General features: G+C 65.9%; 18 protein-coding genes. 6 read left to right on the top strand and 12 right to left on the bottom strand.

Annotated elements, in window-relative coordinates:
- Nucleotides 1-35: 35 nt before the first annotated feature.
- From iolC to iolB, 4 genes are read left to right on the top strand one after another with little or no spacing between them, the layout of a single operon-like run.
- Complete coding sequence (gene iolC / locus AB6809_RS05915) at nt 36-2,105, top strand: 5-dehydro-2-deoxygluconokinase (RefSeq protein WP_029967687.1); 2,070 nt, start codon at nt 36-38, stop codon at nt 2,103-2,105.
- Entirely contained in the window at nt 2,102-4,129 is a 2,028-nt protein-coding gene (iolD, locus tag AB6809_RS05910; RefSeq protein ID WP_029967690.1) for a 3D-(3,5/4)-trihydroxycyclohexane-1,2-dione acylhydrolase (decyclizing), read from the top strand. Before iolC ends, iolD begins: the two co-directional genes overlap by 4 nt.
- The gene (gene iolE, locus AB6809_RS05905) at nt 4,126-5,037 is read left to right on the top strand and encodes a myo-inosose-2 dehydratase (protein ID WP_029967691.1); all 912 of its coding nucleotides are present in this window, start codon (nt 4,126-4,128) and stop codon (nt 5,035-5,037) included. Before iolD ends, iolE begins: the two co-directional genes overlap by 4 nt.
- The gene (gene iolB / locus AB6809_RS05900) at nt 5,034-5,834 is read left to right on the top strand and encodes a 5-deoxy-glucuronate isomerase (protein ID WP_006052392.1); all 801 of its coding nucleotides are present in this window, start codon (nt 5,034-5,036) and stop codon (nt 5,832-5,834) included. The genes iolE and iolB overlap by 4 nt, the downstream gene beginning before the upstream one ends.
- A 34-nt stretch (nt 5,835-5,868) precedes the next feature.
- Here the strand turns inward: iolB and AB6809_RS05895 are convergent, their stop codons facing one another.
- The 9 genes from AB6809_RS05895 to AB6809_RS05855 all read right to left on the bottom strand — a co-directional run bounded on the left by AB6809_RS05895 (nt 5,869) and on the right by AB6809_RS05855 (nt 16,559).
- A complete protein-coding gene (locus AB6809_RS05895) occupies nt 5,869-8,211 on the bottom strand; it encodes a hypothetical protein (RefSeq protein WP_371026070.1) in 2,343 nt (780 codons plus the stop codon).
- A gap of 270 nt (nt 8,212-8,481) precedes the next feature.
- Nucleotides 8,482-9,216 (bottom strand): ABC transporter ATP-binding protein, encoded by a 735-nt coding sequence (locus AB6809_RS05890; RefSeq protein WP_029967694.1) that lies wholly within the window; start codon nt 9,214-9,216, stop codon nt 8,482-8,484.
- Complete coding sequence (locus AB6809_RS05885) at nt 9,213-9,965, bottom strand: ABC transporter ATP-binding protein (protein ID WP_029967697.1); 753 nt, start codon at nt 9,963-9,965, stop codon at nt 9,213-9,215. Before AB6809_RS05885 ends, AB6809_RS05890 begins: the two co-directional genes overlap by 4 nt.
- Nucleotides 9,962-11,302, bottom strand: a complete 1,341-nt coding sequence (locus AB6809_RS05880) for a branched-chain amino acid ABC transporter permease (RefSeq protein WP_029967699.1) — start codon at nt 11,300-11,302, stop codon at nt 9,962-9,964. The genes AB6809_RS05885 and AB6809_RS05880 overlap by 4 nt, the downstream gene beginning before the upstream one ends.
- Nucleotides 11,295-12,233: a branched-chain amino acid ABC transporter permease gene (locus AB6809_RS05875; RefSeq protein ID WP_371026068.1), complete on the bottom strand. Its 939-nt coding sequence runs from the start codon at nt 12,231-12,233 to the stop codon at nt 11,295-11,297. The genes AB6809_RS05880 and AB6809_RS05875 overlap by 8 nt, the downstream gene beginning before the upstream one ends.
- Before the next feature lie 2 nt (nt 12,234-12,235).
- Nucleotides 12,236-12,700 (bottom strand): thioesterase family protein, encoded by a 465-nt coding sequence (locus AB6809_RS05870; RefSeq protein ID WP_029967703.1) that lies wholly within the window; start codon nt 12,698-12,700, stop codon nt 12,236-12,238.
- Nucleotides 12,701-12,872: 172 nt separating this feature from the next.
- Nucleotides 12,873-13,403 carry an NUDIX domain-containing protein gene (locus AB6809_RS05865; RefSeq protein ID WP_371026067.1) on the bottom strand — a complete coding sequence of 177 codons (531 nt, stop codon included), beginning with the start codon at nt 13,401-13,403 and terminating at the stop codon, nt 12,873-12,875.
- A 466-nt stretch (nt 13,404-13,869) separates the two neighbouring features.
- Nucleotides 13,870-14,901, bottom strand: a complete 1,032-nt coding sequence (locus AB6809_RS05860) for a low specificity L-threonine aldolase (RefSeq protein WP_006052021.1) — start codon at nt 14,899-14,901, stop codon at nt 13,870-13,872.
- A 314-nt stretch (nt 14,902-15,215) separates the two neighbouring features.
- Nucleotides 15,216-16,559: a YbfB/YjiJ family MFS transporter gene (locus tag AB6809_RS05855; RefSeq protein ID WP_029967707.1), complete on the bottom strand. Its 1,344-nt coding sequence runs from the start codon at nt 16,557-16,559 to the stop codon at nt 15,216-15,218.
- Nucleotides 16,560-16,705: 146 nt separating this feature from the next.
- Here AB6809_RS05855 and AB6809_RS05850 point away from each other — a divergent pair, with 146 nt between their 5' ends.
- Nucleotides 16,706-17,680: a LysR family transcriptional regulator gene (locus AB6809_RS05850; protein WP_029967709.1), complete on the top strand. Its 975-nt coding sequence runs from the start codon at nt 16,706-16,708 to the stop codon at nt 17,678-17,680.
- A gap of 240 nt (nt 17,681-17,920) precedes the next feature.
- Here AB6809_RS05850 and alaS read toward each other — a convergent pair whose 3' ends face one another.
- On the bottom strand, nt 17,921-20,545 hold the full coding sequence (alaS, locus tag AB6809_RS05845; protein WP_371026066.1) for an alanine--tRNA ligase: 2,625 nt from the start codon (nt 20,543-20,545) through the stop codon (nt 17,921-17,923).
- A gap of 302 nt (nt 20,546-20,847) precedes the next feature.
- Here alaS and AB6809_RS05840 point away from each other — a divergent pair, with 302 nt between their 5' ends.
- Nucleotides 20,848-22,068, top strand: coding sequence for a CaiB/BaiF CoA-transferase family protein (locus AB6809_RS05840; RefSeq protein ID WP_029967712.1), 1,221 nt, complete (start codon nt 20,848-20,850; stop codon nt 22,066-22,068).
- Between the two features lie 169 nt (nt 22,069-22,237).
- Here AB6809_RS05840 and AB6809_RS05835 read toward each other — a convergent pair whose 3' ends face one another.
- Both AB6809_RS05835 and ggt read right to left on the bottom strand, forming a co-directional pair.
- Nucleotides 22,238-22,801 (bottom strand): alpha/beta hydrolase, encoded by a 564-nt coding sequence (locus tag AB6809_RS05835; RefSeq protein ID WP_029967713.1) that lies wholly within the window; start codon nt 22,799-22,801, stop codon nt 22,238-22,240.
- Between the two features lie 92 nt (nt 22,802-22,893).
- On the bottom strand, nt 22,894-24,642 hold the full coding sequence (gene ggt / locus AB6809_RS05830; RefSeq protein WP_029967714.1) for a gamma-glutamyltransferase: 1,749 nt from the start codon (nt 24,640-24,642) through the stop codon (nt 22,894-22,896).
- Nucleotides 24,643-25,091: the final 449 nt, after the last annotated feature.

Below are 25,091 nucleotides of genomic sequence, written 5' to 3'. Positions count from 1 at the left end.
AACCGCTTGCCGCGCTCCGTCATTCAGGGACATTCATGGCTCATTCCAGTACATTCGGCGGCACACCGGCACAGACCTCGGGCGAAACCGCGGGCATGTCCGGCGCGAACGCCGGCAGCCGCTTCGCGCCGGAGCGCAGCCGCGACATCGTGTGCCTTGGCCGCCTCGCCGTCGATCTCTACGCGCAGCAGGTCGGCGCGCGCCTCGAGGACGTGTCGAGCTTCGCGAAGTATCTCGGCGGATCGTCGGCGAACATTGCGTTCGGCTGCGCGCGGCTCGGACTTGCCGCGGCGATGCTGGCGCGCGTCGGCAACGATCACATGGGCCGCTTTCTCACCGAGACGTTGACGAAGGAAGGCTGCGACGTCAGCCACGTGCGCGTCGATCAGGAACGCCTGACCGCGCTCGTGCTGCTCGGCCTGAAAGACCGCGATACGTTCCCGCTGATTTTCTATCGCGAGAATTGCGCGGACATGGCCGTTGACGAAGCGGATTTCGATGAAGCGTTTATCGCGTCGTCGAAAGCGCTGCTGATTACCGGCACGCACTTTTCCACCGAGCAGGTGAACCGCACGAGCCGCCGCGCGCTTGACTACGCGCGGCGCAACCAGGTGCGCACCGTGCTCGACATCGACTATCGTCCGGTGCTGTGGGGTCTCACGGGCAAGGCGGACGGCGAAACGCGCTTTGTCGCGAGCGAAGGCGTCACCGCGCATTTGCAGCGCATTCTGCCGTTGTTCGATCTCGTGATCGGCACCGAAGAAGAGTTTCGCATCGCAGGCGGCAAGAGCGAACTCGTCGACGCACTCGCGATGGTGCGCGCGGTCACGCCCGCCACGCTCGTGCTCAAGCGCGGGCCGCTGGGCTGCCAGATTATCGACGGCAAAGTGCCCGCCTCGCTCGACGACGTACCGGTTCACGGCGGCGTGGAAGTCGAAGTGCTGAACGTGCTCGGCGCGGGCGACGCGTTCGCCTCCGGCTTTCTCTCAGGATGGTTGCGCGATCAACCGCTCGAAGCATGCGCGCGCGCCGCGAACGCGAGCGGCGCCCTGGTGGTCTCGCGCCACGCGTGCGCGCCGGCCATGCCGACGCCCGCCGAACTCGACTACTTCCTGCGCGAGGCGAAAGCCGACCCCGAGCGCATGCGCCGCCCCGACCGTGACGCGACGCTCGCGCGCCTGCATCGCGTGACGCCCGCGCGCAAGCAATGGAACGAAGTACTCGGCTTTGCATTCGATCACCGCAACCAGTTCTTCGAACTCGCGCAGCAGACCGGCGCGAGCGACGCGCGTATCGCGAGGCTCAAGGGCCTGTTCGTCGAGGCGGTCTCGCAGACCGAAAGCGCGTTGGGTTTGCAAGGCCGCATCGGCGTGCTGATCGACGATCGTTATGGTCAGGATGCGCTGAATGCGGCGACCGGCCGCGGCTGGTGGATCGGCCGCCCCGTCGAGTTGCCGGGCTCGGTGCCGCTCGTCTTCGATCATGGACGCTCCGTGGGCACGACGCTCGTCACGTGGCCGCAAGAGCACGTCGCGAAGTGCCTCGTGCAATTCCATCCCGACGAGCCGATCGAACAGCGTCTCGAACAGGAAGCGCAATTGCGCGCGCTCTACGATGCAACGCAGGCAAGCGGCCACGAGTTGCTGCTCGAAGTGATTCCGCCGAAGCACCCGAACTTGCCGCAAGGACCGAACGTGGTGTACCGCGCGTTAAAGCGGCTTTACAACATCGGCATCTATCCCGAGTGGTGGAAGCTCGAACCGATGGACGCCGCGCAGTGGCGCAACGTCGACGCGTTGATCGCCGAGCGCGATCCGTATTGCCGCGGCGTCGTGCTGCTCGGTTTGTCGGCGGGTGTCGAGCAGTTAAACGATGGCTTTCGCGCGGCGGCGCGCTCGTCGACGTGCCGCGGCTTCACGGTGGGCCGCACGATCTTTCACGAGCCGAGCCATGCGTGGCTTGCCGGTGAAATCGGCGACGACGAACTGATCGCGCGCGTGCGCCGCATCTTCGAAACGCTGATCGCATCGTGGCGCGCGGCGCGTGATTCCGTGGCCGGCGAACCCGACGCGAAGACGCATGTTCATCAGGAGCAGGCCGCATGAATCAGCGCATGATGGATCACAAACGCGAGCAGGAACATGAGCACGGCCACGCGGCATCCGTGGGCGGCGCGGTGCGGGAAGGCACGATTCGCCTGACCACCGCGCAAGCGCTCGTGCGTTATCTCGCCGCGCAACGCGTCGCGACCGAAGACGGTCTCGGCACCGAGCCGCTCTTTGGCGGCGTGTTCGCGATCTTCGGTCACGGCAACGTCGCGGGCATGGGCGAGGCGTTGTATCAGCATCGCGACGAATTGCCCACGCTGCGCGCGCATAACGAACAGGCGATGGCGCATAGCGCGATTGCGTACGCGAAGGCGCATTTCCGCCGCCGCATGATGGCGGTCACGACTTCGATCGGACCGGGAGCGACGAATCTGCTCACTGCCGCGGCGCTCGCGCATGTGAACCGTTTGCCGGTGCTGCTGTTGCCGGGCGACATTTTCGTGTCGCGCGCGCCGGACCCGGTTTTGCAGCAGGTCGAAGACTTTCACGACGGCGGCGTGTCCGCCAACGATGCGTTCAAACCCGTGTCGCGTTACTTCGATCGCATCGTGCATCCCGCGCAACTGTTGAGCGCGTTGCCGCGCGCGCTGCGCGTGCTGACCGACGCCGCGTCTTGCGGGCCCGTCACGCTCGCGTTGCCGCAAGATGTTCAGGCGCAGGCGTGGGACTTCCCCGCCGATTTCTTCGCGCCGCGCGTCGTGACGTTTTATGCGCCGGCGCCGCGCGTCGATGAAATCGAGCGGGCAATCGAGCGCTTGCGGCGCGCGCAGAGGCCGCTGATCGTCGCGGGCGGCGGCGTGCTGTACGGCCACGCGACTGACGCGCTGCAACGCTTCGCCGCCGCGCACGGCATTCCGGTCGCGGAGACGCAGGCGGGCAAGGGTTCGCTCGCATGCGACGATCCATTGAACGTTGGCGCGCTCGGCGTCACCGGCTCGCCCGCCGCTAACGCACTCGCGCGCGACGCCGACTGTGTGCTCGCGCTCGGCACGCGTTTGCAGGATTTCACGACCGGCTCGAACACGCTCTTCACGCAGGCGGACGTGATCGGCATCAATGCGAATGCATTCGACGGCCTCAAGCATCGCGCGCAAGTGGTCGAAGCGGACGTGCGACTCGCACTCGAGGCGCTCGATGCGCTCGATGGGCCTGGCTCACGCCTGCAAGACTGGCATGCGGACCGCGCGTGGACCGCTCGCGCGCAGCAGCTCGCGGCAAGCTGGCGCGACACCGTACATACGCTCACGCACGCGCCGCAGCGCGACGCCGTGCTGCCTTACGAGGGCGATGTGATCGGCGCCGTGCAGCGTTCGAGCGCGAACTCGCCGGCCAACGACATCGTCGTATGCGCGGCGGGCACCTTGCCCGCCGAATTGCACAAGCTGTGGCGCGCGGCAACGCCGGGCGCGTATCACGTCGAATACGGCTACTCGTGCATGGGCTATGAGATCGCCGGCGGGCTCGGTGCGAAGCTCGCGCGTCCCGAGCGCGAAGTGATCGTGATGGTCGGCGACGGCAGCTATCTGATGATGAACAGCGAGATCGCGACTTCCGTGATGCTCGGCGCGAAGCTGATTGTCGTGGTGCTCGACAATCGCGGCTACGGCTGCATCAATCGACTGCAGCAGGCATGCGGCGGTGCGCCGTTCAACAACCTGCTCGACGATTGCAAGCAAGGGCCGCTTGGCGCGCCGCGCATCGACTTCGCCGCGCATGCGCGTGCGCTCGGCGCGCATGCCGAGCATGCGGCGAACGTCGCGGAACTCGAAGCCGCGCTGCAACGTGCGCGCGCCGCGGATCGCACATACGTCATTAGCATCGACACCGACCCGGCTCGCACGACGACCGACGGCGGCTGGTGGTGGGAAGTCGCGGTGCCCGAAGTATCGTCGAGGGCAAGCGTGCGCGATGCGCGAGCGAACTACGACGCGCAGATTGCGGCACGCGGAAAACCATCCGGCGTTGCAGAGCACAGCAGCGAAAATGATAACGACGTCAACGACCGAGGATCGCTCGCATGACAGCTTTCAACGTACGCATCGGCATCAACCCATTGTCGTGGATGAACGACGACCTGCCCTCGCTCGGCGGCGAAACGCCGCTCGAGGTCGCGCTGACCGAAGGCCGGCAGATCGGCTATCAGGGCTTCGAACTCGGCAACAAATTTCCGCGCGAACCGCAGGCATTGAAGACGCTGCTCGCGCAATACGATCTCGCGCTCGTGTCGGGATGGTATTCGGGGCGTCTCGCGCGCGGCAGCGTCGAAGAGGAAATCGCGGCGGTCGGCCCGCATCTCGACCTGCTTGCGCAAAACGGCGCGACCGTCATGGTGTATGGCGAAGTGGCCGATTCGATTCAGGGCGCGCCGAAGCCGCTGTATCAGAGGCCGCGTTTTTTCGGCGACGCGCAATGGGCCGCATATGCCGCGCGCGTCGATGAATTCGCACGCTATACGCTAAGCCGCGGCGTGCGGCTTGCTTACCATCATCACATGGGCGCGTACGTCGAAACGCCCGCCGACGTCGACCAGTTGATGTCGCGCACGAGCGACGCAGTCGGCCTGCTGTTCGACGCGGGACACATCACGTTTGCAGGCGGCGATCCGCTCGCCGTGCTCGACAAGCACATCGGCCGCGTTTGCCATGTGCACTGCAAGGATGTGCGCCCCGCCGTCATGAAGCTCGCGCGCAATCGCAACTGGAGTTTTCTCGATGCGGTGATCGCAGGCGCGTTCACGGTGCCCGGCGACGGCGCCGTCGACTTTCCATCGATCATCGCGCGTCTGAAGCGGCACGGCTATTGCGGCTGGCTGGTGGTCGAAGCAGAACAGGACCCGGTCGTCGCGCCGTCGTTCGAGTACGCGCAAAAAGGCTTCAATACATTGCGTGCATTGGTCGATGCGCCGCTCGACACGCAGGAGGCAGCATGAGTCTGTTAGTGAAGGCCGAGCGCGAAGGCCAGACAATCGCGCGAGTGACACCTCAGTCGGCGTGCTGGCGCTATGTCGGCTTCGCCGCTTATCGTCTCGGCACGAGTGAAGTCGTGCATGTGTTCGAGCCGTCGCGCGAAGTGTGCATCGTCGTGCTCACGGGCGCGGTCGACATCGAAACGCAGCACGCGAAGTGGAGTTCGCTCGGTTCGCGCGACAGCGTGTTCGAAGATGCCGCGCCCTATGCGGTGTATTTGCCGCCAGGCGTGCGCGCCGCGGTGCGTGCATGCCGCGATGCGGAGATCGGCGTGGCGAGCGCGCCTGCAAAAGGCGAGTTGCCCGCGCGCCTGATCGAGCCGTCTTCGATGAAACGCTCCACGCGCGGCAAAAGCCTGAATACGCGTTACGTCTGCGATATTCTTCCGCAGACCGAACCCGCCGAGTCGCTGCTGGTGGTCGAGGTGAGAACGCCGGGCGGCCACGCGTCGAGCTATCCGCCGCACAAGCACGACACCGACAACGTGCCGCACGAAAGTTCGCTCGAGGAGACGTACTACCATCGGCTGAATCCGCCGCAGGGTTTTGCGTTTCAGCGCGTGTACACCGATATGCGCGACATCGACGAATCGATGGCGGTCGAGAATCACGACGTCGTGATGGTGCCGCGCGGCTATCATCCGGTCGTCGTGCCGTATGGCTACGACTCGTACTATCTGAACGTGATGGCGGGCGCGCAGCGCACGTGGCATTTCCGTAACGACCCGGCGCACGAGTGGATCGTCAACAAGGAAGATTGAGTCGTGCGGCAAGTTTCGCGAGGCAGGCGCGCTCTTATTTGCCTCGCGCGGCGAGATCCACGCCGAGCGCGCCGTCCGTGCTCATTTTTACCGTGCCCTTCGAAACGTCCCTGCGATAGCCGTATAAATCGAACTTCATCACGCCGGGGTTCGAGCTGTCGCTGATGAAAGTTCGCGCGTTCGTGACGAGCGAGTTGAACATCTTCACGTCGCCCGATTCGATCCATACGTAGCTCTTCGTAGCGTTGGCGGGCGGCCGCGCGACAGCAATGCCGGCTTCGCGCTTGAACTTCAGCACGAGGCCCTCGTCCGTGACCGTGGCGCTTGCAAGACGCCCTTGCAAGACCGGCGGTGGAAACACGGTGTACTGATCGAACACGAGCTGGTTGCCTTCGAGCGCGACGCCCTTGCGCGTGAACGGCGTCAACGACGCAAGCGGAATGTCGAGCGCGCGCAGCAGTCCCGCCTGCGGCACGCCAAGCACCTTCACCGACGCCGGCTCGTACACGAGATGCCGCTCGTCTCGCGCGACGATTGTGCCGCTCATCGTCGTCGGCAGCCATACGCCCGGAAAGTGATTCCACAACTTGATGCCGCCCGTGACTTGCAGCTTGCCGTCGACCGGTTTCAGTTGCAGGTCGTTAAGCGAGCGCGGCTCGTAATCGAGCAGATAATCGTTGAAGAGCGCGGCCATCGCCGGCCAGGGTTCGACTACTTCGCCGCCGATGATGCGTATGTCGTACTGGTCCGGATTGTCGAGATCGACCGGTTGGCCAGGCGTCTTCGGGACCATCTGCGCGTCGAGCGAACGCACGTGAAAGCCGATGCGCCCGGCCACGTAGAAGTCGACGTTTTCGACGTGGATCAGCGGGGTGGGACCTGTCGAACGACGTTCGTCGTTGGGTGTGAGCGTTGCAGCGTCCTGGCTGCCGCGAGACAACCCCGTACGCAGACTGACAGGCATCGCATGCGCGGCCGACGCGTGTTGCACACTCTGCGGCGCACGTTGCCACACGAGCCGCGCCTGCGCCAGCGACGCCTGCTGCGCGCGAATCAGGCTGTCGTTAAAGCGCGCACTCGCGCTGCCGATGCCGATGCCGATCCGCAGCGGCGGCTCTTTTGCCGCGCTCGCGAGCGTCGCGTATGAAGGCAGATGCACGTCGAGCGCGCCGGCTTCGCCGAAAGTGAAATAGCCGGCGGCCATCTGCTCGCGATAGTGGTACAGATCGAGCAAGAACGGCGCGCTTCTATCGATGGGCGTCAGCGCCATGTCGATATTCATCGGCATCGAGCGCATGAACTTCACGTCGCCGCCTTGCACCAGCATGCCGCGCGCGGGCATGTTCGCGGGCCAGTCGATGTTGGGCAGCGTGCCGTCGTCCAGCGTGAAGCGCACGCCCGCCGCGCTCGTGTCGATGCGCGTGATGCGCATGCGCAGCGCGGGCGGCGGCGTGAGCTTTGCGACCTGCATCACGACGTCGTCGCCGTCGAGCCGCGCAATCGGCGTATCGACTTTCAGCAGATCGGCCATCTTCACGTGCGCGGCCTGCATCAACCGGTCGGCGGCCACGCCCGCGACTTCGACGTGATCGGCATGGAACACGAGTTCGTCCGCGCCGCGCATCGCAAGCGATCCGGACAGCACGATCGGCACCCACGTATCGCGATGCATCTCGCCGGTTATGCGCAAGCTGCCGCCGTCTTGCGGCACCACGCGCATATTGCGCAGCGGCGAGCCTTGGTACTGGAACAGATAACGGTCGAAGATCGCCGTGAGCTTTGCGCTGTCGAGCGTGACTTCGCCGCGATGAACGTCGATCGTCACGCTCGTCGGATCGTCGAAAACGATGGGCTCGCCCGCGTGCGTCGGCACGAGCGTCGCCGCCATGTCGTGAATCATGAAGCCGATGTCGCCGGTCACGCGAAAGTCGACATCGCGCGCGAACATCAGCGAGCCGTCGATGCCCGAGTCGCGCAGCGTGAGCGCGCGGCTGCGCTTGATGCTCATGCCGCTCGCCGTGGGCACGCGCGCCGCGATGCTTTGCTCTAACGCGAGTTGTCGGGCCTTGGCGGCTTCGATCGCGGGACGTGGGGATGAAGCGGGCTGCGCGTGCGGCGCGCTTGCGGTTGCGGTTGCGGTTGCGGTTGCGGTTGCGGTTGCGGTTGCGGTTGCGGTTGCGCTTGCGGTTGCGCTTGCGGTTGGGCTTGCGGTTGGGCTTGCGCTTGCGTTTTGCATGTCCGCGGAAGGCGCAGTGTTTGCGGTTGTCGAATTCGCGTCGGCGCACGCGGACATGGAAAGCGCCGCGGCGAGCAGCGCGAAACTTGCGACAAGCGGCGCGCGCCATCCATGCTCGCGGGCCGTGCGTATGTTTTTCATGATGTCTCCTCCTGAAGCCGCGACGCATCTCGACGCATTTCGACGCGCAAATTGCGCGCGCCGACGCCGCGCGGTCTTCAATAATTGTCTTTATTTGTCCGCGCGCTGCCGACAAGATTTCTGGAGGACGCTCACCAAACGATCAAGCGTTTGAATCGCCGCGATCGGTCAGCGAAATGCCTTGCGCGCCGGACCTGAGCGGACTATCGACGATGCAAATTCAAACGCTAATCGCACCGCGGTTTTTTTCAACGCGGCACGGCGCGCCTTTCAACCGACACCGAGCCACTCGCGCATCACGTCGGTGCGCTGCACGAAAGCATCGAGTTCGCCATCGAACACGATTTCGCCGTGACCCATCACCGCGACGCGGCTCGCAATGTCCCGCGCGATCACGAGCCTCTGTTCGATCAGCAGCATCGCCATGCCGCGCTCGCGCAGCACGCGCAGACATTGCGCGACCTGCTGCATGACGAGGCTCGCAAGACCCTCGCCGGGTTCGTCGATTATGAGCAGATCGGGATCGCCGAGCAGCGCACGCGCGAGCGTCAGCATCTGCTGCTCGCCGCCCGACAGCGCGCCCGCACGCGTGCGCCTGCGCTCGCGCAAAACGGGGAAAAGCGCATACGCATCGTCGATGGTAAAGCGCGGCGCGCGTCCGCGATTGCGTTCAATATTTCCACTATTGCCCGGCCCAACCCCCAGTTCGAGATTTTCGCCGACGCTCAACGTCGGAAACACGTCGCGATGCTCCGGCACATAGCCGATGCCGAGCCGCGCGATTTCAAACGTACGCAGCCCGGCAAGCGAGCGGTCTCTAAAGCGCAATTCGCCGTCGCACTGCACGAGGCCCATGAGCGCCCGCGCGAGCGTCGAGCGTCCCGAGCCGTTGCGGCCGACGAGCGCGAGCACTTCGCCCGCACCGATCCGCAGGTTCACGCCATGCAATGCCTGGCTCGGACCGTACCATGCGTTGAGTCCGCGAATGTCGAGCAAGGGCGTCATGCGTCGAAACCTTCGCCGAGATACGCGGCGCGCACCGCGGCATCCGCGCGAATCGCCGCGGGCGTGCCGGTCGCGATAATGCGCCCTTGTACAAGCACTGAAATGCGATCGGCGATGGCGAACACCGCGTCCATGTCGTGCTCGACCATCAGCAGCGTGCGGCCCGCGGTGGTCTCGCGAATCAGTTCGATCGCGCGCGCCGCCTCCGCGCGATTCATGCCGGCCGTCGGCTCGTCGAGCAGCAAGGTATGCGCGCCGCCCGCGAGCGCAATGCCGAGATCGAGCGCGCGCTGCTCGGCATAACTGAGCGTCGCGGCCTGCACATGCGCGCGTGCGCCGAGGCCGACCGCGTGCAGCACCTGCGAGGCGCGCGCATCGACCGTGGATGAACCCGCGAAACGCTGCCACCAGCGCAAGCGGTCGCGCTCGGCGAGCAGCGCGGCGCAACGGAGGTTGTCGAATACGCTCAGGCGCGCGAACACGCTCGTACTCTGAAAACTGCGCGCGAGTCCGCGCCGCGCGATCGCCGCCGGCGCGAGCCGCGTGATCTCCGCGCCGAACAGGTCGATGCGTCCCGCGTTGGGACGCGCGCCACCGGCAATCAGATTGAAGAGCGTGGACTTGCCCGCGCCATTTGGGCCGATCAACGCGTGACGTTCGCCCGGTTCGATCGCGAGATTCACGCCGCGCAGAATCTGCGTGGAGCCGAAGCGTTTTGTGACGCCGTAGAGCGCGAGTGCCGGGATCATCGTGTGTCTCCGGCGTTGTGCAGCGCGCGGGCATGCGCGGCGAGGCGGGTTTGCGCGCGGCTCGCGGCGAGCGCCGCCAGCGTTCCGCACGCTGCCAACGCAACAATTGCTACGACGAGCCGCCAGGGTGACGACACGCCAAACGCGATCAGCGAAGACGCTGTGCCGATGCGTAACGCGGCGCCTTCGTCCGCGCCGAATTGCGCCGCGTAGGCCCACTGCACCGCGAGCACGATGGCGGCGCTCCATAGCAGGATCGCCGCTGCGCCTGCCAAGTAGGCGACCAGGCACGCGGCCCGGCACGAGCGCCAGCCCAAGCGCGTTAGCCGCGCCAGGTGCCGCTGCGCGAAGCCGGCGATCCCATCCGGTGCAGCGACCACGATCACGATGAAGAACAGCCCCAGATAAAAGAGCCAGGCCCGCGTGACACTCGCCACCGCCACGCTGAAAAACGTCAGCACGACCGCGCCCACGACCGGCCCGAAAAAGACGCCCGCGCCGCCGATCACCGTTGCAATCAGCACCGAGCCCGAGCGCACCATGCCGACGCTTTCCGTCGACACCAGCTCGACATTGATGAGCGCCAGCGTGCCCGCGACGCCCGCAAAGAACGCCGAGATCACGACGACGCCGTGGCGAATCCGTCGCGGATAGCAGCCGATGGCCGCGGCCCGCGCCGGGTTGTCGCGTACCGCGTTGGCAAGCCGCATGAACGGCGTGCGCGACAGCGCGAACATCGCCGCGCTCGCGAGCAGGCACCACAGCGCGATCAGCGCATACGCCTCGCGAGCCGGGCCGAATGTGAAGGCGCCGAGCGGCGGACCGCTCGCGCGATCGATTGCGACGCCCGCCTCGCCGCCGAACCAGTCGGGCAAGGTCCACGCGGCCGCCGCCACCAGTTCGCCAATGCCGAGCGTGATCATCGCGAATGCGGTGCCGGCACGCCGCGTCGAGATGAAGCCAAGCAGCGCGCCGCATACCGCGGCCCCTGCCCCGCCGATCAGCGGGAGCAGCACGAGCGGCACGCCGGCGCGATTGAACAGATGCGCGGCGATCAGTGCGCCTAGGCCGGAATACGCTGCGTGTCCGAACGACAGCAATCCCGTTTCGCCGAGCAGCAGATTGTAGGAAAGCGCGAAGACGATCATCGTCGCGGTCTGCGCGAGATAGGCGAGCAGCCAGCTTTGCGGCGACAACAGCGGCGGCACAAGAAGCAGCAGGATTAGTGCGAGCCACGGTAATAGACTGCGCCATAACGCGCGTTGATGCGGGGCATCGGGCTCGGCGGGCGTTATCGTCGAGGCGATTGCAGTTGCTGACCTGGAGAGCTTACGCATGATCGTCGCGCCGTCCGAAGAGTCCGCGCGGGCGCAACGCCAGCATCGCGACGAGCAGCAGATACGGGATCAGCGGCGCAAGCTGCGCGAGCGTCAGCGCGTCCCATTCGCGCGGCAGCGAGGCGTCGAAAACGGCAAGCACGTCGCCGAGCGAAATGTCGCTCGCGACCGCGAGCGTCTGGATGCAGCCGATCAGCAGCGACGCCGCGAGCGCACCGCCGAGCGACCCGAGCCCGCCGATCACCACGACGACGAACACGATCGAGCCGAGCGATTCGGCCATCGACGGTTCGATGACGGAAAGCGGCGCGCCGATCACGCCGGCCAGCGCGGCCAACGCCGTGCCCGCCGCGAACACGCCGGTAAAGACGCGCGGCACGTTGTGGCCGAGCGCTTCGACGGCGCTCGCGTGCGTGAGCGCGGCGCGCACCACGAGCCCCGCCTTCGACACACGTAGCACCGCGTACAGCGCCGCCAGCATGACGAGCGAGAGCGCCATCATGAACGCGCGATAACGCGCAAACGTCGCGCCGTAAAGCGTGAAAAGCGGACCGTCGAGTACAGCCGGCACGCTCGCGCCGAGCGGGCTCAAGCCCCAGCCGAGCTTGACGAGTTCGCCGAGCACGTAGGCCGCGCCGAAGGTCAGCAGCAACTCGGCGAGATGTCCGTGACTTCGCACGCGACGCAACAGCCAGCGCTCGAGCGCCGCGCCGATCAGCCCGACGACGAGCGGCGCGATCACGAGCGCGGCCCAGAAACCGAAGCGCGCCGCCACCGAATAGCCGACGTAAGCGCCCAGCATGTAGAAGCTCGCGTGCGCGAAGTTGAGCACGCCGAGCATGCTGAAGATCAGCGTCAAGCCCGCCGACAGCATGAAGAGCAGCAGGCCGAAGCTGATTCCGTTCAGCAGATTGATGACGAACGACTGCACGCCTAGTCCGCGGTGCCGATGGCAACGCCGATCGGCTCGAGCGCCGCGCGCAGTGCGTCGGGCAGATTCACCGGACGGCGCGTCACGCGATCCACGTACACATGCACGAAGTGGCCTTGGGCGGCGGCTTCGTCGCTGCCTTCGCGAAAGAGTCCGACTTCATAGCGCACGCTCGACGCACCGAGCCGCGTCACCCGCAAGCCTGCGTCGACGCGCTCCGGAAACACCAGCGGCGCGAAGTAATTGCAATGCGTTTCGACCACGAGTCCGATGGTCGCGCCGCGCTCGAAGTCGAGCACGCCCGCGCGGATCAGATACTCGTTCACCACCGTATCGAAGTAGCTGTAGTAGACGACGTTGTTCACGTGACCGTAGACGTCGTTGTCCATCCAGCGCGTGGTGATGGTGAGGAAATGCGGATAGGCGCTTCGTGCGGTGGGTTGGGGTTTGGATGCGGTCGTGGACATGGGCGTTGGTTCGAACGAAGGTGGCTGTGGGGCGCTTTTGTTTATCGGTGCATCGCGGAGAGTCGTTGTCGTGGTGCCATTGGTGCCATTGGTGCCGTAGTGCCGTAGTGCCGTTCGTCGACGCTGCTGCGAGACCTGCTTGCGGCGAACCCGTCGAACTCGGCGCGCGCACTTACTGTCCCGGCTTGTCGACGAATTCAAATGGCAGACCGCGCCGCCGCATCCATTCGCCGAGCGCCTGACCGGTGCCCGCGCGCCAGGGACGCAGATTCGCCGGTTCCACGAGCCGGTATTCGAGCAGTTCGGGCGACAGCGAAATGGTGCCATGCGCCTTCACGTGATACGCGATGATCAGTTCGTTCTTGCGGATGAATTCATACACGCCGATCAGTTCAACCGACTCCGCGCGCAACGACGTCTCCTCCCACACCTCGCGCGCAATGCCCTCCTCCGGCGTCTCGCCGTTTTCGAGGAAGCCGGTGATCAGCGCGAACACGCCCTCGGCCCACGCGGCGTTGCGCGCGAGCAGAATCTTGCCTTCGTATTCGACGATCGCGGCGACCACCGGCAGCGGATTGTTCCAGTGGACGTAGCCGCATTGCTCGTCGGGACAGGTCTGGCGGATGCGCCCGCCTTCATGCTCGGCGTCGGCCCGCTCGATCAGAGGCGTCGCGCAGCGCGGGCAGAATCGGTAGTCGGTCATGGTGAGTGGTTTTTTGTGGGGTTCGTCGCGGTCGGCGGTGGGTGCATGTGGTGCGTTTCGTGCGTTGGGCTGCGTGGGCCTCGGTCGCTATTGTGCGGGCCTCGCCGGTTCACGGGCTCTGCGGACTGGCGAGGCCGGCTTGGCGCAGCGCAGATCGTGTGGCATTGTGTGTTGCGCGGCTCGTCGCTTTCATGGGTTGAGGCAGCATGGCCCGAGGGTTTGCGTGCGTGGTGTGCGTAGCTTGTGCGGCCTGCCGCGCGTGAGTGGCCTGCATGGCTTGCATCGCTCGCGCACCTTGCATCGCTTGCGCACCTTGCATCGCTTGCGCACCTTGCATCGCTTGCGCACCTTGCATCGCTCGCGCACCTTGCATCGCTCGCGTGGCTTGCATGGCCTGCGTCGCTCGCCGCCGCGCCCACTTCGCCCACCTCCAGCGCCCTCCGCGCCTTGCGCGACGCACGCCATCTTACGCCGCGCATAGCTCGCGCACTTCGGCTACGAAGCGCTCGACCGTTTCCGGCTGCGTGTCCCATGCGCACATCAGCCGGCAGCCGCCCGCGCCGATGAACTCGTAGAACTTCCAGCCGCGCTCGCGCATGGCCTTCGCGGCTCGTGCGGGCAACTGCGCGAACACCGCGTTCGACTCGCGCGGAAACATGATGCTCACGCCGGGAATGTCCTGCAAGCGCGTTTGCAGCAGCTCGGCCATCGCGTTCGCATGACGCGCGTTGCGCAGCCACACGTCGTTATCGAGCAGACCGAGCCAAGGTGCGGAAATGAAGCGCATCTTCGACGCAAGCTGGCCGGCCTGCTTCAGGCGGTAAGCGAAGTCGTCGGCGAGCGTTCTGTCGAAGAACACCACCGCCTCGCCCACCGGCAAGCCGTTCTTGGTGCCGCCGAAACACAGCACGTCGACGCCCGCGCGCCACGTAATCTCCGAAGGATGCACGTTCAGCGCAGCAACCGCATTTGCAAAGCGCGCGCCGTCCATATGCACTTTCAGACGATGCCGCCTCGCGACCTCCGCGATCGCGCGCACTTCGTCGACGCTGTACACGGTGCCGACTTCCGTCGACTGCGTCAGCGTGACGACCTTGGGCTTCGGATAATGGATGTCGGCGCGGCGCGTGACCACGGCCTCGATGGCGTCCGGCGTGAGCTTGCCGCCAACGCCCGGCGCCGTCAGCAGCTTCGAGCCGCCGGAGAAGAATTCGGGGCCGCCGCACTCGTCGGTTTCGATGTGCGCGAGTTCATGGCAGATCACCGAGTGGTACGACTGGCACAGCGACGCCAGCGCGAGCGAGTTGGCCGCCGTGCCGTTGAACACGAAGAACACCTCGCAGTCGGTCTGAAACAGGTCACGCAGACGGTCGCAGACCTGGCTGGTCCAGGAGTCGTCGCCGTAGGCCGGTTCGTGGCCGCTGTTGTTGGCGGCGATCAGCGCGTCGAGCGCCTCGGGGCAGATGCCGGCGTAGTTGTCGGACGCGAAATGTTGCATGCTGGGCGGCGCGGCCGGCGACAGGCGCGCGGGGATGACGGAAAGCGCTCATTTTAGTGCGCCCGGCGGCCGTTTGTTGTATCGCTTTGCTTCGCTGAAGTCGCGTCGAGGCTGAGGCGGAGCGACTGGGCGCACAGCGCTAAGGCTCCTTGCCGTAGGGCTTGGCCGATAGCAGTTGGCGGTTGGCGTGTCGCTCCTTTTTGTTCATCAACCGTAGCCGACATAGGCGCCAAGTCCGACCCGCAGCAGCAAAAGCCTGCAGACGGACGGTTCCGCCTTCTTCCTGGCCGCATCGCCGCCGTGGCCGCGCGCGCTCAACCGCAGCCGCAGTCCGGCATCCGCCCTCGCCCACGCGGCATCCGCGCGACGACGACAAGGCCCGCCGCGCCCACCAGCAACGCGCCGGCCGCGAGCCACAACGCGAGCGAAAACGAGCCGGTGTGCGCGGCGATCGGCGCGGCGACCAGCGGGCCGACGATCTGTCCGAGGCCATAAGCGGCCGTCGCGTAGCCCATCAGGCCGGCTGCATCGTCGCCGCGCAGACGCCGCGCCTCGCGCATCGCGAACAGGGTGATCGCGGTGAACGGCACGCCGATCAAAATGCTGCCGAGCGAGAAACCGCCCGCCGTCGGCCAGACGATCCCAAGCGCGATACCCGCGGCTTGCAGCACGTAGCTGCCCGCCAGCAGCACGCGGTTATCCAGATGCAACGGCAGGCGCGCCGCCAGCAATGCGCCGACCATCAGCGCCGCGCCGAACATCGGCCAGAACAGGTCCGGCCACGGCGAGCCGGGCAACGCGTGGCGCGCGATGACCGGCAGGAACGTCGCGGTGATGATGTAGCCGAAGCCCGGCACGCCGTACAGGACGACCAGCCAGAAGGCGTCCGCACGATGCGTGGCCGGCCCGCTGTTGATGGCTGCATGTCGCGTTGTGGTGGCGCCCGCGCGGCTTGCGCCGGTTTCGTCCGACGTCGCGGCGGCCGGTCCGTCGGCTCTCCGTTCTGTCGCAGACGACGCCGACGCGCGCCCTGCCGCCTTACGATCAGACGCGGCCGCATTGCCGAACGCCGGCCACACCGCTGCCGCCAGCACCGCCGAAATCAGGCCGAAGCCGATCCAGCCCGCCGTCGCGCCATAACCGCCCGCCGCGCTCACCAGCAGCCCCGTTCCGACGATGCCGACGCCCGGCCCCGTATAAATCACGCCGCTCCACGCAGGTTGACGGAGCTCGGCGAGCCGCCGCAAGCCCCACTGCGACGCGAAAACGAAAGTCCACGCGCTGACCGCGCCCGCGACGAAGCGCACCACCGCCCACACCCAGAACTGGCTCGTGACGCCCATCGCGAGCGTCAACAGCACGGTCAGTGCGAGCCCCGCGCGCACCACCCGTGCAGGTTCCACGCGCAACGCCGCGCACGTGAGCGCGCCGACAAAGTAGCCCGCGTAGTTGAACGACGCGAGCCAGCCGCCGTGCTCGATGTCGATTGGCGGCTGACCGAACGCGCCGCCGTGCAGCATCAGCGGCAAAAGCGGCGTGAAGGCGAACCGCCCGACGCCGAGCGCGACGGCGAGCGTCACCATGCACGCAAGCGCCGCACGCCGGGCCGCGTGAGATTCGGTGGGAAGGCGGTGGGCGTCGGAAGCGAGATCGTTCATGGGCGGCCATTCGAAAGGCGAGGGAGCGGTGGAAACCGCGTCGGGATCGCGGGCCCGGTGAGTCGCACCGGTAGTCTCATATTAGCTTGACGATCCAATCATGAAAAATGAATAATTTGGATACCATCCATCGCTAGGAGAGAATCGTGGACCTGGCCGCCTTGACGATTTTTCGGGCCGTCGTACGCGAGAACGGCGTGACGCGCGCCGCCGCGAAGCTCAACCGCGTGCAATCGAACGTCACCACACGCATCAAGCAGCTCGAAGAGCAACTCGGCGCGGAACTCTTTATCCGCGACGGGCGGCGTCTTGTGCTGACGCCCGCCGGTGAAACGCTGCTGCCCTACGCCGAACGCCTGCTCGCTCTCGCCGACGAAGCGCGCCATGCCGTGCGCGCCGACCGTCCCCGCGGACGCCTGCGTCTGGGCACGATGGAGAGCGTCGCGGCCACACGTCTTCCGGGCCTGCTCGCGCAGTATCACCAGCAATGGCCGGATGTCGCGCTCGAACTGGAGACGGGCACGACCGGCAAGCTGATCGAGCGCGTGCGCGAATTCGACGTCGACGCCGCTCTGGTGGCTACGCCGTTCGACCCGGCGGTCCTCGGCGATGTATTCGAGACGGTGCCGGTGTTCAAGGAGGAACTCGTGATGCTGACGCCGCGCGGGCATCGGCCGATCCGCGAAGTGCGCGACATCGCGCTGTCGACACTGGTTGCATTCGAGCGCGGCTGCGCGTATCGGACCTACATCGAGAATTGGTATCTGGAGCACGGCGTGAGGCCGGCGCGCGTGCTGGAACTCGGCTCGTATCACGCGATCGTGGCTTGCGTCGCGGCGGGCGCGGGCGTTGCAGTGGCGCCGCGGTCGGTGCTCGGCTTGGCCGCCGACGCGAGCAATATCGCCGTGCATGACTTGCCGGACATCGGCGCGATCGAAACGCTGCTCGTCTGGCGACGCGGACATTTTTCGTCGGCGCTCAATGCGTTGAAGCAGACGCTGTTGGGGCAGGAGAATGTGCGGGGTTTGGGGGAAGCCGGGCGCGTTGATGTGGCGGATGTGGCTGGCGATGCCGAAGCGCATGCACGCGTTCAGGCTGACGTGGGCGCGGACGTCGCGTGATTTTGCGCCGAAGGAAGCGCTGCGTGGTTTGCGGCTGTTTCAGTGAGCGATTGCGGTTCACGCCGAAGTGAGGCGTTCACAACCGGCTCCGAACCGGCAAGCAACCGCTTGCGCAAAGCCGCTCGTGCAAAAAAATCGGGCCACGCACCACGCCGACAATCCGGTGCGCTACGTGGCCCTCTTCCTGAACTCTACAGCCGGCCTTAAAACAGCCAACCGCAGCTCACCAGCGAATCAGAATCAAAGCTGCGCTTCGACCCAGCCCTTCACGCCAGCCAGCGCTGCCGGCAGATTGGCCGGCTCAGTGCCACCGGCCTGAGCCATATCCGGCCGGCCGCCACCCTTGCCGCCAACCTGCTGCGCGACAAAATTGACCAGTTCACCGGCCTTGACCTTCTTGCTCGCGTCCGCCGTCACGCCGGCAATCAGACTGACCTTGCCGCCTTCGACGGAAGCCAGCACGATCGCCGCGCTCTTCAGCTTGTCCTTGAGCTTGTCCACCGTTTCGCGCAGCGTCTTCACGTCCGCGCCTTCCAGCGTTGCCGCGAGAACCTGCACGCCGGCGACTTCGATTGCCTGACCCGCCAGTTCGTCGCCCTGGCTCGACGCCATCTTCGACTTCAGCGCGCTCAGTTCTTTCTCGAGCTGCTTCACCTGGTCCTGCACCTGCGTGATGCGTTGCGTCAGATCGGACGGCTGCGCCTTCAGCACCGCAGCCGCGGCGTTGATGCGCGCGTCGAGGTCCTGCACGAAGCGCACGGCGTTATCGCCGGTAATCGCTTCCACGCGACGAATACCCGCGGCCACACCGCCTTCCATCACGATCTTGAAAAGACCGATGTCGCCCGTGCGATGCACGTGCGTGCCGCCGCACAATTCGCGCGAGAAGCCGAGATCGAGCACGCGCACTTCGTCGCCGTATTTTTCGCCGAACAGCGCCATCGCGCCGCCCTTCACCGCTTCGTCGAACGGCATGACGCGCACGATGCCCGGCGCGTTCGCCAGCACCTCGGCGTTGACGATTTGCTCGACGCGGCGGATCTGTTCGTCCGTCATGGGCGCGTTGTGCGCGAAGTCGAAGCGCGTCTTGTCCGGATCGACGAGCGAGCCCTTCTGCTGCACGTGCGAACCGAGCACTTCGCGCAGCGCCTTGTGCATCAGGTGCGTGGCCGAGTGATTGCGAGCCGTGCGCGCGCGGCGCACTGCGTCGATCTCGGCCTTCACCACGTCGCCGACCTTCAGCGTGCCCTGTTCGAGCGTGCCGTGATGACCGACCACGTCGGCCTGGACCTTCAACGTGTCCGCGACGGCGAAGCGCACGCTTGCGTTGGCGAGCAAGCCCTGGTCGCCGACCTGGCCGCCCGATTCCGCGTAGAACGGCGTATGGTCGAGCACGACGACGGCCTGCTGGCCGTGCGTGACTTGCTGCACCGACGCGCCGTCCACATACAGCGCCACGACCTTCGCGTCGTCGAAAACGATTTCTTCGTAGCCGTGGAACGTGGTCTTCGCGCCCGAGTATTCGAGGCCCTGCGCCATCTTGAACTTGCCGGCCGCGCGCGCCTGTTCGCGCTGACGCGCCATGGCTTCGTCGAACGCTGCTTCGTCCACCGTCACTTCGCGCTCGCGGCACACGTCGGCCGTGAGGTCGAGCGGGAAGCCGTACGTGTCGTGCAGCTTGAACGCCAGTTCGCCGTCGAGCGTCTTGCCGCCCTTCTTGTCCAGCTCGGCGAGCGCGTTGTCGAGGATCGACATGCCATGCTCGATGGTCTCGAAGAAGCGCTCTTCTTCCTGACGCAGCACGTCGGTCACGCGTTGTTCCGCGTCCTTCAGTTCGGGGTAAGCGCCGCCCATTTGCGCGACGAGGTCGGCCACCATGCGATGAAAGAACGAACCCTTCTTGCCGAGCTTGTAGCCGTGACGGATCGCGCGGCGCACGATACGGCGCAGCACGTAGCCGCGGCCTTCGTTGCCGGGAATCACGCCGTCGACGATCAGGAACGAGCATGCGCGGATGTGATCGGCGATCACCTTCAGCGAGTTATTCGTCAGATCGCTCACGCCGGTTTCGCGTGCCGCAGCCTTGATAAGCGCCTGGAACAGGTCGATTTCGTAATTGCTGTGGACGTGCTGCAAGACAGCGGCAATCCGCTCGAGGCCCATGCCGGTGTCGACGCACTGCTTGGGCAGCGGCGTCATGTTGCCTTGCGCGTCACGGTTGAACTGCATGAACACGAGATTCCAGATCTCGATGTAGCGGTCGCCGTCTTCGTCCGGCGATCCCGGCGGGCCGCCCCACACGTCCGGGCCGTGGTCGTAGAAAATTTCCGAGCACGGACCGCACGGGCCGGTGTCGGCCATTTGCCAGAAATTGTCCGACGCGTAACGTGCGCCCTTGTTGTCCCCGATACGGATGATGCGCTCGACCGGCACGCCCACTTCTTTCGCCCAGATGTCGTGCGCTTCGTCGTCTTCGTGATAGACGGTGACCCACAGCTTGTCTTTGGGCAACTGGTAGACGCCCGTCAGCAACTCCCACGCATAGTGGATTGCGTCGCGCTTGAAGTAGTCGCCGAACGAGAAATTGCCCAGCATTTCGAAGAACGTGTGGTGACGCGCGGTGTAGCCGACGTTTTCGAGGTCGTTGTGCTTGCCGCCTGCGCGCACGCTGCGCTGCGCGGTCGTGGCGCGCGAATACGGACGCGATTCCGCGCCGAGGAACACATCTTTGAACTGCACCATTCCCGAATTGGTGAAGAGCAGTGTCGGGTCGTTGCCGGGCACAAGGCTCGACGAGCGAACGATCGTATGGCCCTTCGATTCGAAGAACTTGAGGAATTTCTCGCGGATTTCGGCGGCTTTCATGGCGTGCGGGGGACGGTCCTGACTATTCCAGACTTCTACCGGCGGCATCGTGAGATGCGCCAACTGTTTGTTTCTTAAACGACTGATTATACGGGATCGGCGCCCTTGCGCGGCAGCGCCGCGGGCCCGTTAGCCATTCGGCCAGGTTTGACCGGGCAGTGTGAGACATCGGCATGCGTCTGATGCGTCTCATGCGTCTTATGACGTTCGGCCGACTGCGCCGGCCCGCGTCAATCGCTTAAGATTGCCCACATCCGCGGTGCCTCGCGCGCCGCCCACCTGGATTGGAGACATCGACAAACATGGGCGCTCTCAGTCATATCCGCGTGCTGGATCTCACCCGCGTGCTCGCCGGTCCCTGGTGCGCGCAGACGCTTGCCGATTTCGGCGCCGACGTGATCAAGATAGAACGGCCGGACGTGGGCGACGACACGCGCCACTGGGGGCCGCCGTACCTGAAGACGCCCGACGGCGCGGACACGCACGAGGCCGCGTACTACCTCGCGGCGAACCGCAACAAGCGCTCGGTGACCGTCGACATCGCATCGCCCGAAGGCCAGCGGATCATTCGCGAGCTGGCCGCGCAAAGCGACGTGGTGCTCGAGAACTACAAGGTCGGGCAGTTGAAGAAATACGGCCTCGATTACGCGTCGCTAAAAGAAGTGAAGCCCGATCTCATCTACTGTTCGGTGACGGGTTTCGGGCAAACTGGACCGTATGCGCAGCGCGCGGGCTACGACTTCATCGTGCAAGGCATCGGCGGATTCATGAGCATTACCGGCGAGCGCGACGGTCAGCCAGGCGGCGGCCCGCAAAAGGCGGGCGTGGCGATTGCCGACCTGATGACCGGCATGTATTCGACCATCGCGGTGCTCACCGCGCTGACACACCGCGACCGCACGGGCGAAGGCCAATATATCGACATGGCGTTGCTCGACGTTCAGGTCGCGATGCTCGCCAACATGAATTCGAACTACCTCGCGAGCGGTCAGCCGCCGGTGCGCTGGGGCAATGCGCATCCGAACATCGTGCCGTACCAGACCTTCCAGACGAGCGATGGCTGGATCATCGTCGCGGTGGGCAACGACGGGCAGTTCCGCAAGTTCGTCGAAGTGGGCCGGCGTCCCGATCTTGCCGATGACGAGCGTTTCGCGACCAACCCCGCGCGCGTGCGCAACCGCGACGTGCTCGTGCCGATCCTCGCGGAGATGGTCCGCCTGCAGGGCAAGCAACACTGGATCGCGGCGCTGGAGGCCGCGGGCGTGCCGTGCGGTCCGATCAACGATCTCGCCGAAGTGTTCGAGAACGAGCAGGTGGTGGCGCGCGGCATGCAGGTCGACTTGCCGCATCCGTCGGGCGGCACCGTCAAGCTGGTGCGCAATCCGATCAATATGACGGGCACGCCGCCGCAGGCGCTCACTCACCCGCCGACGCTCGGCGAACACACGGAGAGCGTGCTGCGCGAGGTGCTCGGTTACGACGATGCGCGGATCGCGGCGTTGCGGAGCCAGGCGGTGATTTGAAGCATGCCGTCGACGGGCGGGCGCGATAGAGCGATGTAGTCGCGATTGCGGCGAGCATCGTGTCGACGGTTCGGCGCGCGTGCTACGGAGAGCCGCGCGGACCAATGTCACGACGCATCTAGCGCGGCTGCCTCGCGTTCACGCTTATGGCGGCCATGCGCCTTCATGCTCACTTGCCGAGCGACGCCAACCAGTCGCGCGCGTCCTGCCAGTCACCGAGTCCGCTGTCGGCATTGATGTGCCCGCGCGGGCCGATGTCGATCCAGCGGCTGCCCCACGCTTTCGCGCAGGCTTGCGAGAACGGCACGCCGCCGTACGGGTCGTCCGTGCTCGCGACGACGATGCTCGCGAACGGCAGGCGCTCGAGCGGTACCGGCGCAAAGCCGACGGCGTCCTGCGGAAATTGCGCTTCGGCGGGATCGGGCACGGCGACCAGCAGCGCGCCGGCGACCTTGGCAAGCTGCGCGGCGCTCGCGTACTGCGACGCCCAGAACGCGACTGTCAGGCAGCCAAGGCTGTGGGCCGCGAAGACGATCGGCGCGTCGGCGGCTGGCACGGCTGCGACCGCGGCGTCGAGCGCGCGGCACCACGCGTCGCGCACGGGATGATCCCAGTCAGGCATCTGCACGCGAGTGAATGCCGGATCGAGCGCCTCCCAGCGAGTCTGCCAATGCCCGGCACCGGAGTTCTGGTAGCCGGGCAGGATGAGTGCGTTGAGTTTTCGTGCGTTCATGGTGTTCCCCGTCGTGTTGTTTTTGGCGATGCAATCGTGAATGCGGCCGAGCGCGCTTAACGTCGCGCTTAACGTCGCGCTTACCGTGGCATTTAACGTATCACGCGCCCCACTCCTATACCGCGCGGATCGGCGGCGGGCTCGGGCATGGTGCCGTCGATGCGGATCATCTGCACGTCGCCGTTGAACGATTGTGCTTCGAGCGCGTAGCCCATCGCTTGCAACTGCTCGGCCAGTTCGCCGGTAATCGGCCGGTAGGGCTCGAAGTAGATCGTCTTTTGCGGCAGCAACTGGTGATGAAAGCGCATCGCCGCGAGCGCGTCGGCGGGCGTCATGTTGAAGTCGTACAGATCGGTCATCACCTGAAAAATCGAGGTCGGAATGCGCGAGCCGCCAGGCGTGCCGATCACGAGCGACACTTTGTTGTCCTTGAGGACGATGGTCGGTGTCATCGACGAAAGCGGGCGGCGGCCCGGCGATATCGTGTTGAGTTCGGCGCCGGACTGGCCCGCCGTGCCGGGCTTCGTCACGAAGTCGTCCATCGCGTCGTTCAACAGGAAGCCCGCGCCGTCGACCACCACGCCGGAGCCGAATTCGCCGTCGAGCGTCGTCGTGTTCGACACCGCGTTGCCCCATTTGTCGACGACCGAAAAGTGCGTCGTCTGCGCCTTTTCCGGCGGCGCTTCGCCAAGGCCCGGCTTGACGGGCGTCGCGCCCGGCACCTCGTCGGCTTTGACTTCGTCGGCGCGTTGGGCGAGGTAGGCGTCGTCGAGCAGCTTGTCGACCGGCAGTTTGTACGAGTCGGGGTCGCCCAGGTATTGCTGCCGGTCGGCGAACACGCGGTCCTCGATCTGCGCGATCAGATGAATGTACGGCGCGGAATTCAATTCGAGGCCGTCGAAAGCCTGCTTCAGATTGGCCTTCATCTTGAGCATCTGTATCAATCCGACGCCGCCCGAACCCGGCGGCGGCGCGGTGAGCACCTGATAGCCGTTCCAGTTCGCGGCGAGCGGCTGGCGCCAGACGGCCTTGTATTGAAGCAGATCGGCGCGGGTGACGAGGCCGTGGCCGTACATCTGCTGCGCGAGCAGATCGGCGGTGCGCCCTTCGTAGAACTCGCGGCCGCCGTCGCTCGCAATGCGCGCGAGCGTTTGCGCGAGTTCGGGCTGTCGATACGTGGCGCCGGCCTTCAGACTCGAGAAGTAGGCGTCGAAATTGGTCTTGCCGGCAAAATTTTTCGCCGTGGCGTCGCGCCGCTGCTGAAGCCACGGGTCGACCTGAAAGCCGTCGGTGGCATAACGGATTGCGGGCGCGAGCACCTGCTTCCACTTGAGCTTGCCGAAACGCTGCTGCGCCTGCCACGTGCCGTCGACTGTGCCCGGCACCGCGACCGCGCGATGACCGACGGCGCTCATGCCCGGCACCACGTTTCCCTTGTCGTCGAGATACATGTCGCGGGTCGCCTGTTGCGGCGCGCGCTCGCGGTAATCGAGGAAATACGGCTTGCCGTCGACGAAGAGCGTCATAAACCCGCCGCCGCCGAGATTGCCCGCGTCGGGGCGCGTGACGGCCAGCGTGAAGGCGATGGCTACCGCGGCATCGACCGCGTTGCCGCCCGCGGCGAAGATCTGCTGCGCGGCGTCGGCGCTGAAGCGGTCCGGCGTCGCAACGGCGGATGCATCGAAGACGGCTTTGGGCGGTGGCGTTTTTGCGAGCGCCGGAGCGGGCGCGAGTACGCCGGCGGTGAGCGTGGTGAGCGCGGCGAATAGCGCCGCGGCCGCGGCCCGCCGCCAGAAAAAGGTGAAAGGCACGCGAGGCGCGCCGTGCGTCGGCATTGGCATCCGAGAAACTCCGGCATTGAGGACGAACTGAGGGCGCCATGTTGCACGAACAGCAACGGCCGGTGCAAGCCGGCGATAGCCGGCGCGGTTCGCGCGCGCGGCGGCGAGCGAGGGGCACATGCGCCGTGAGGCCGTAAGGCCGCGAAGCCGTGAGGCCGTAAGGCCGCGAAGCCGCGAAGCCGCGAGGCCGCGAAGCCGCGAAGCCGTGAGGCCGTAAAGCCGCGAGGCCGCGAGGCCGCGAGGCCGCGAAGCCGTAAGACCCCGAGGCCGTACGGCCGTCAAGCCGTCAAGCCGCGGGTCCGCGAGCCCAGCGGCCACAGCACCTCGCACGATCGGCCCCGTGTCAGCGAGCCGACGGCCGCGCACCCGCCCGCGAGACCTGCGCAAAAAACAAAAAAGCGCAGCATTCCCGCCGGCCTCAGCGCTTTCCCGCGCGCCCTAGAATCCCC

Source organism: Paraburkholderia sp. RCC_158 (assembly GCF_041355255.1).
In the GTDB taxonomy this organism is placed as follows: Bacteria; Pseudomonadota; Gammaproteobacteria; order Burkholderiales; family Burkholderiaceae; genus Paraburkholderia; species Paraburkholderia graminis.
This window is presented reverse-complemented; position numbering and strand designations above follow the sequence as displayed.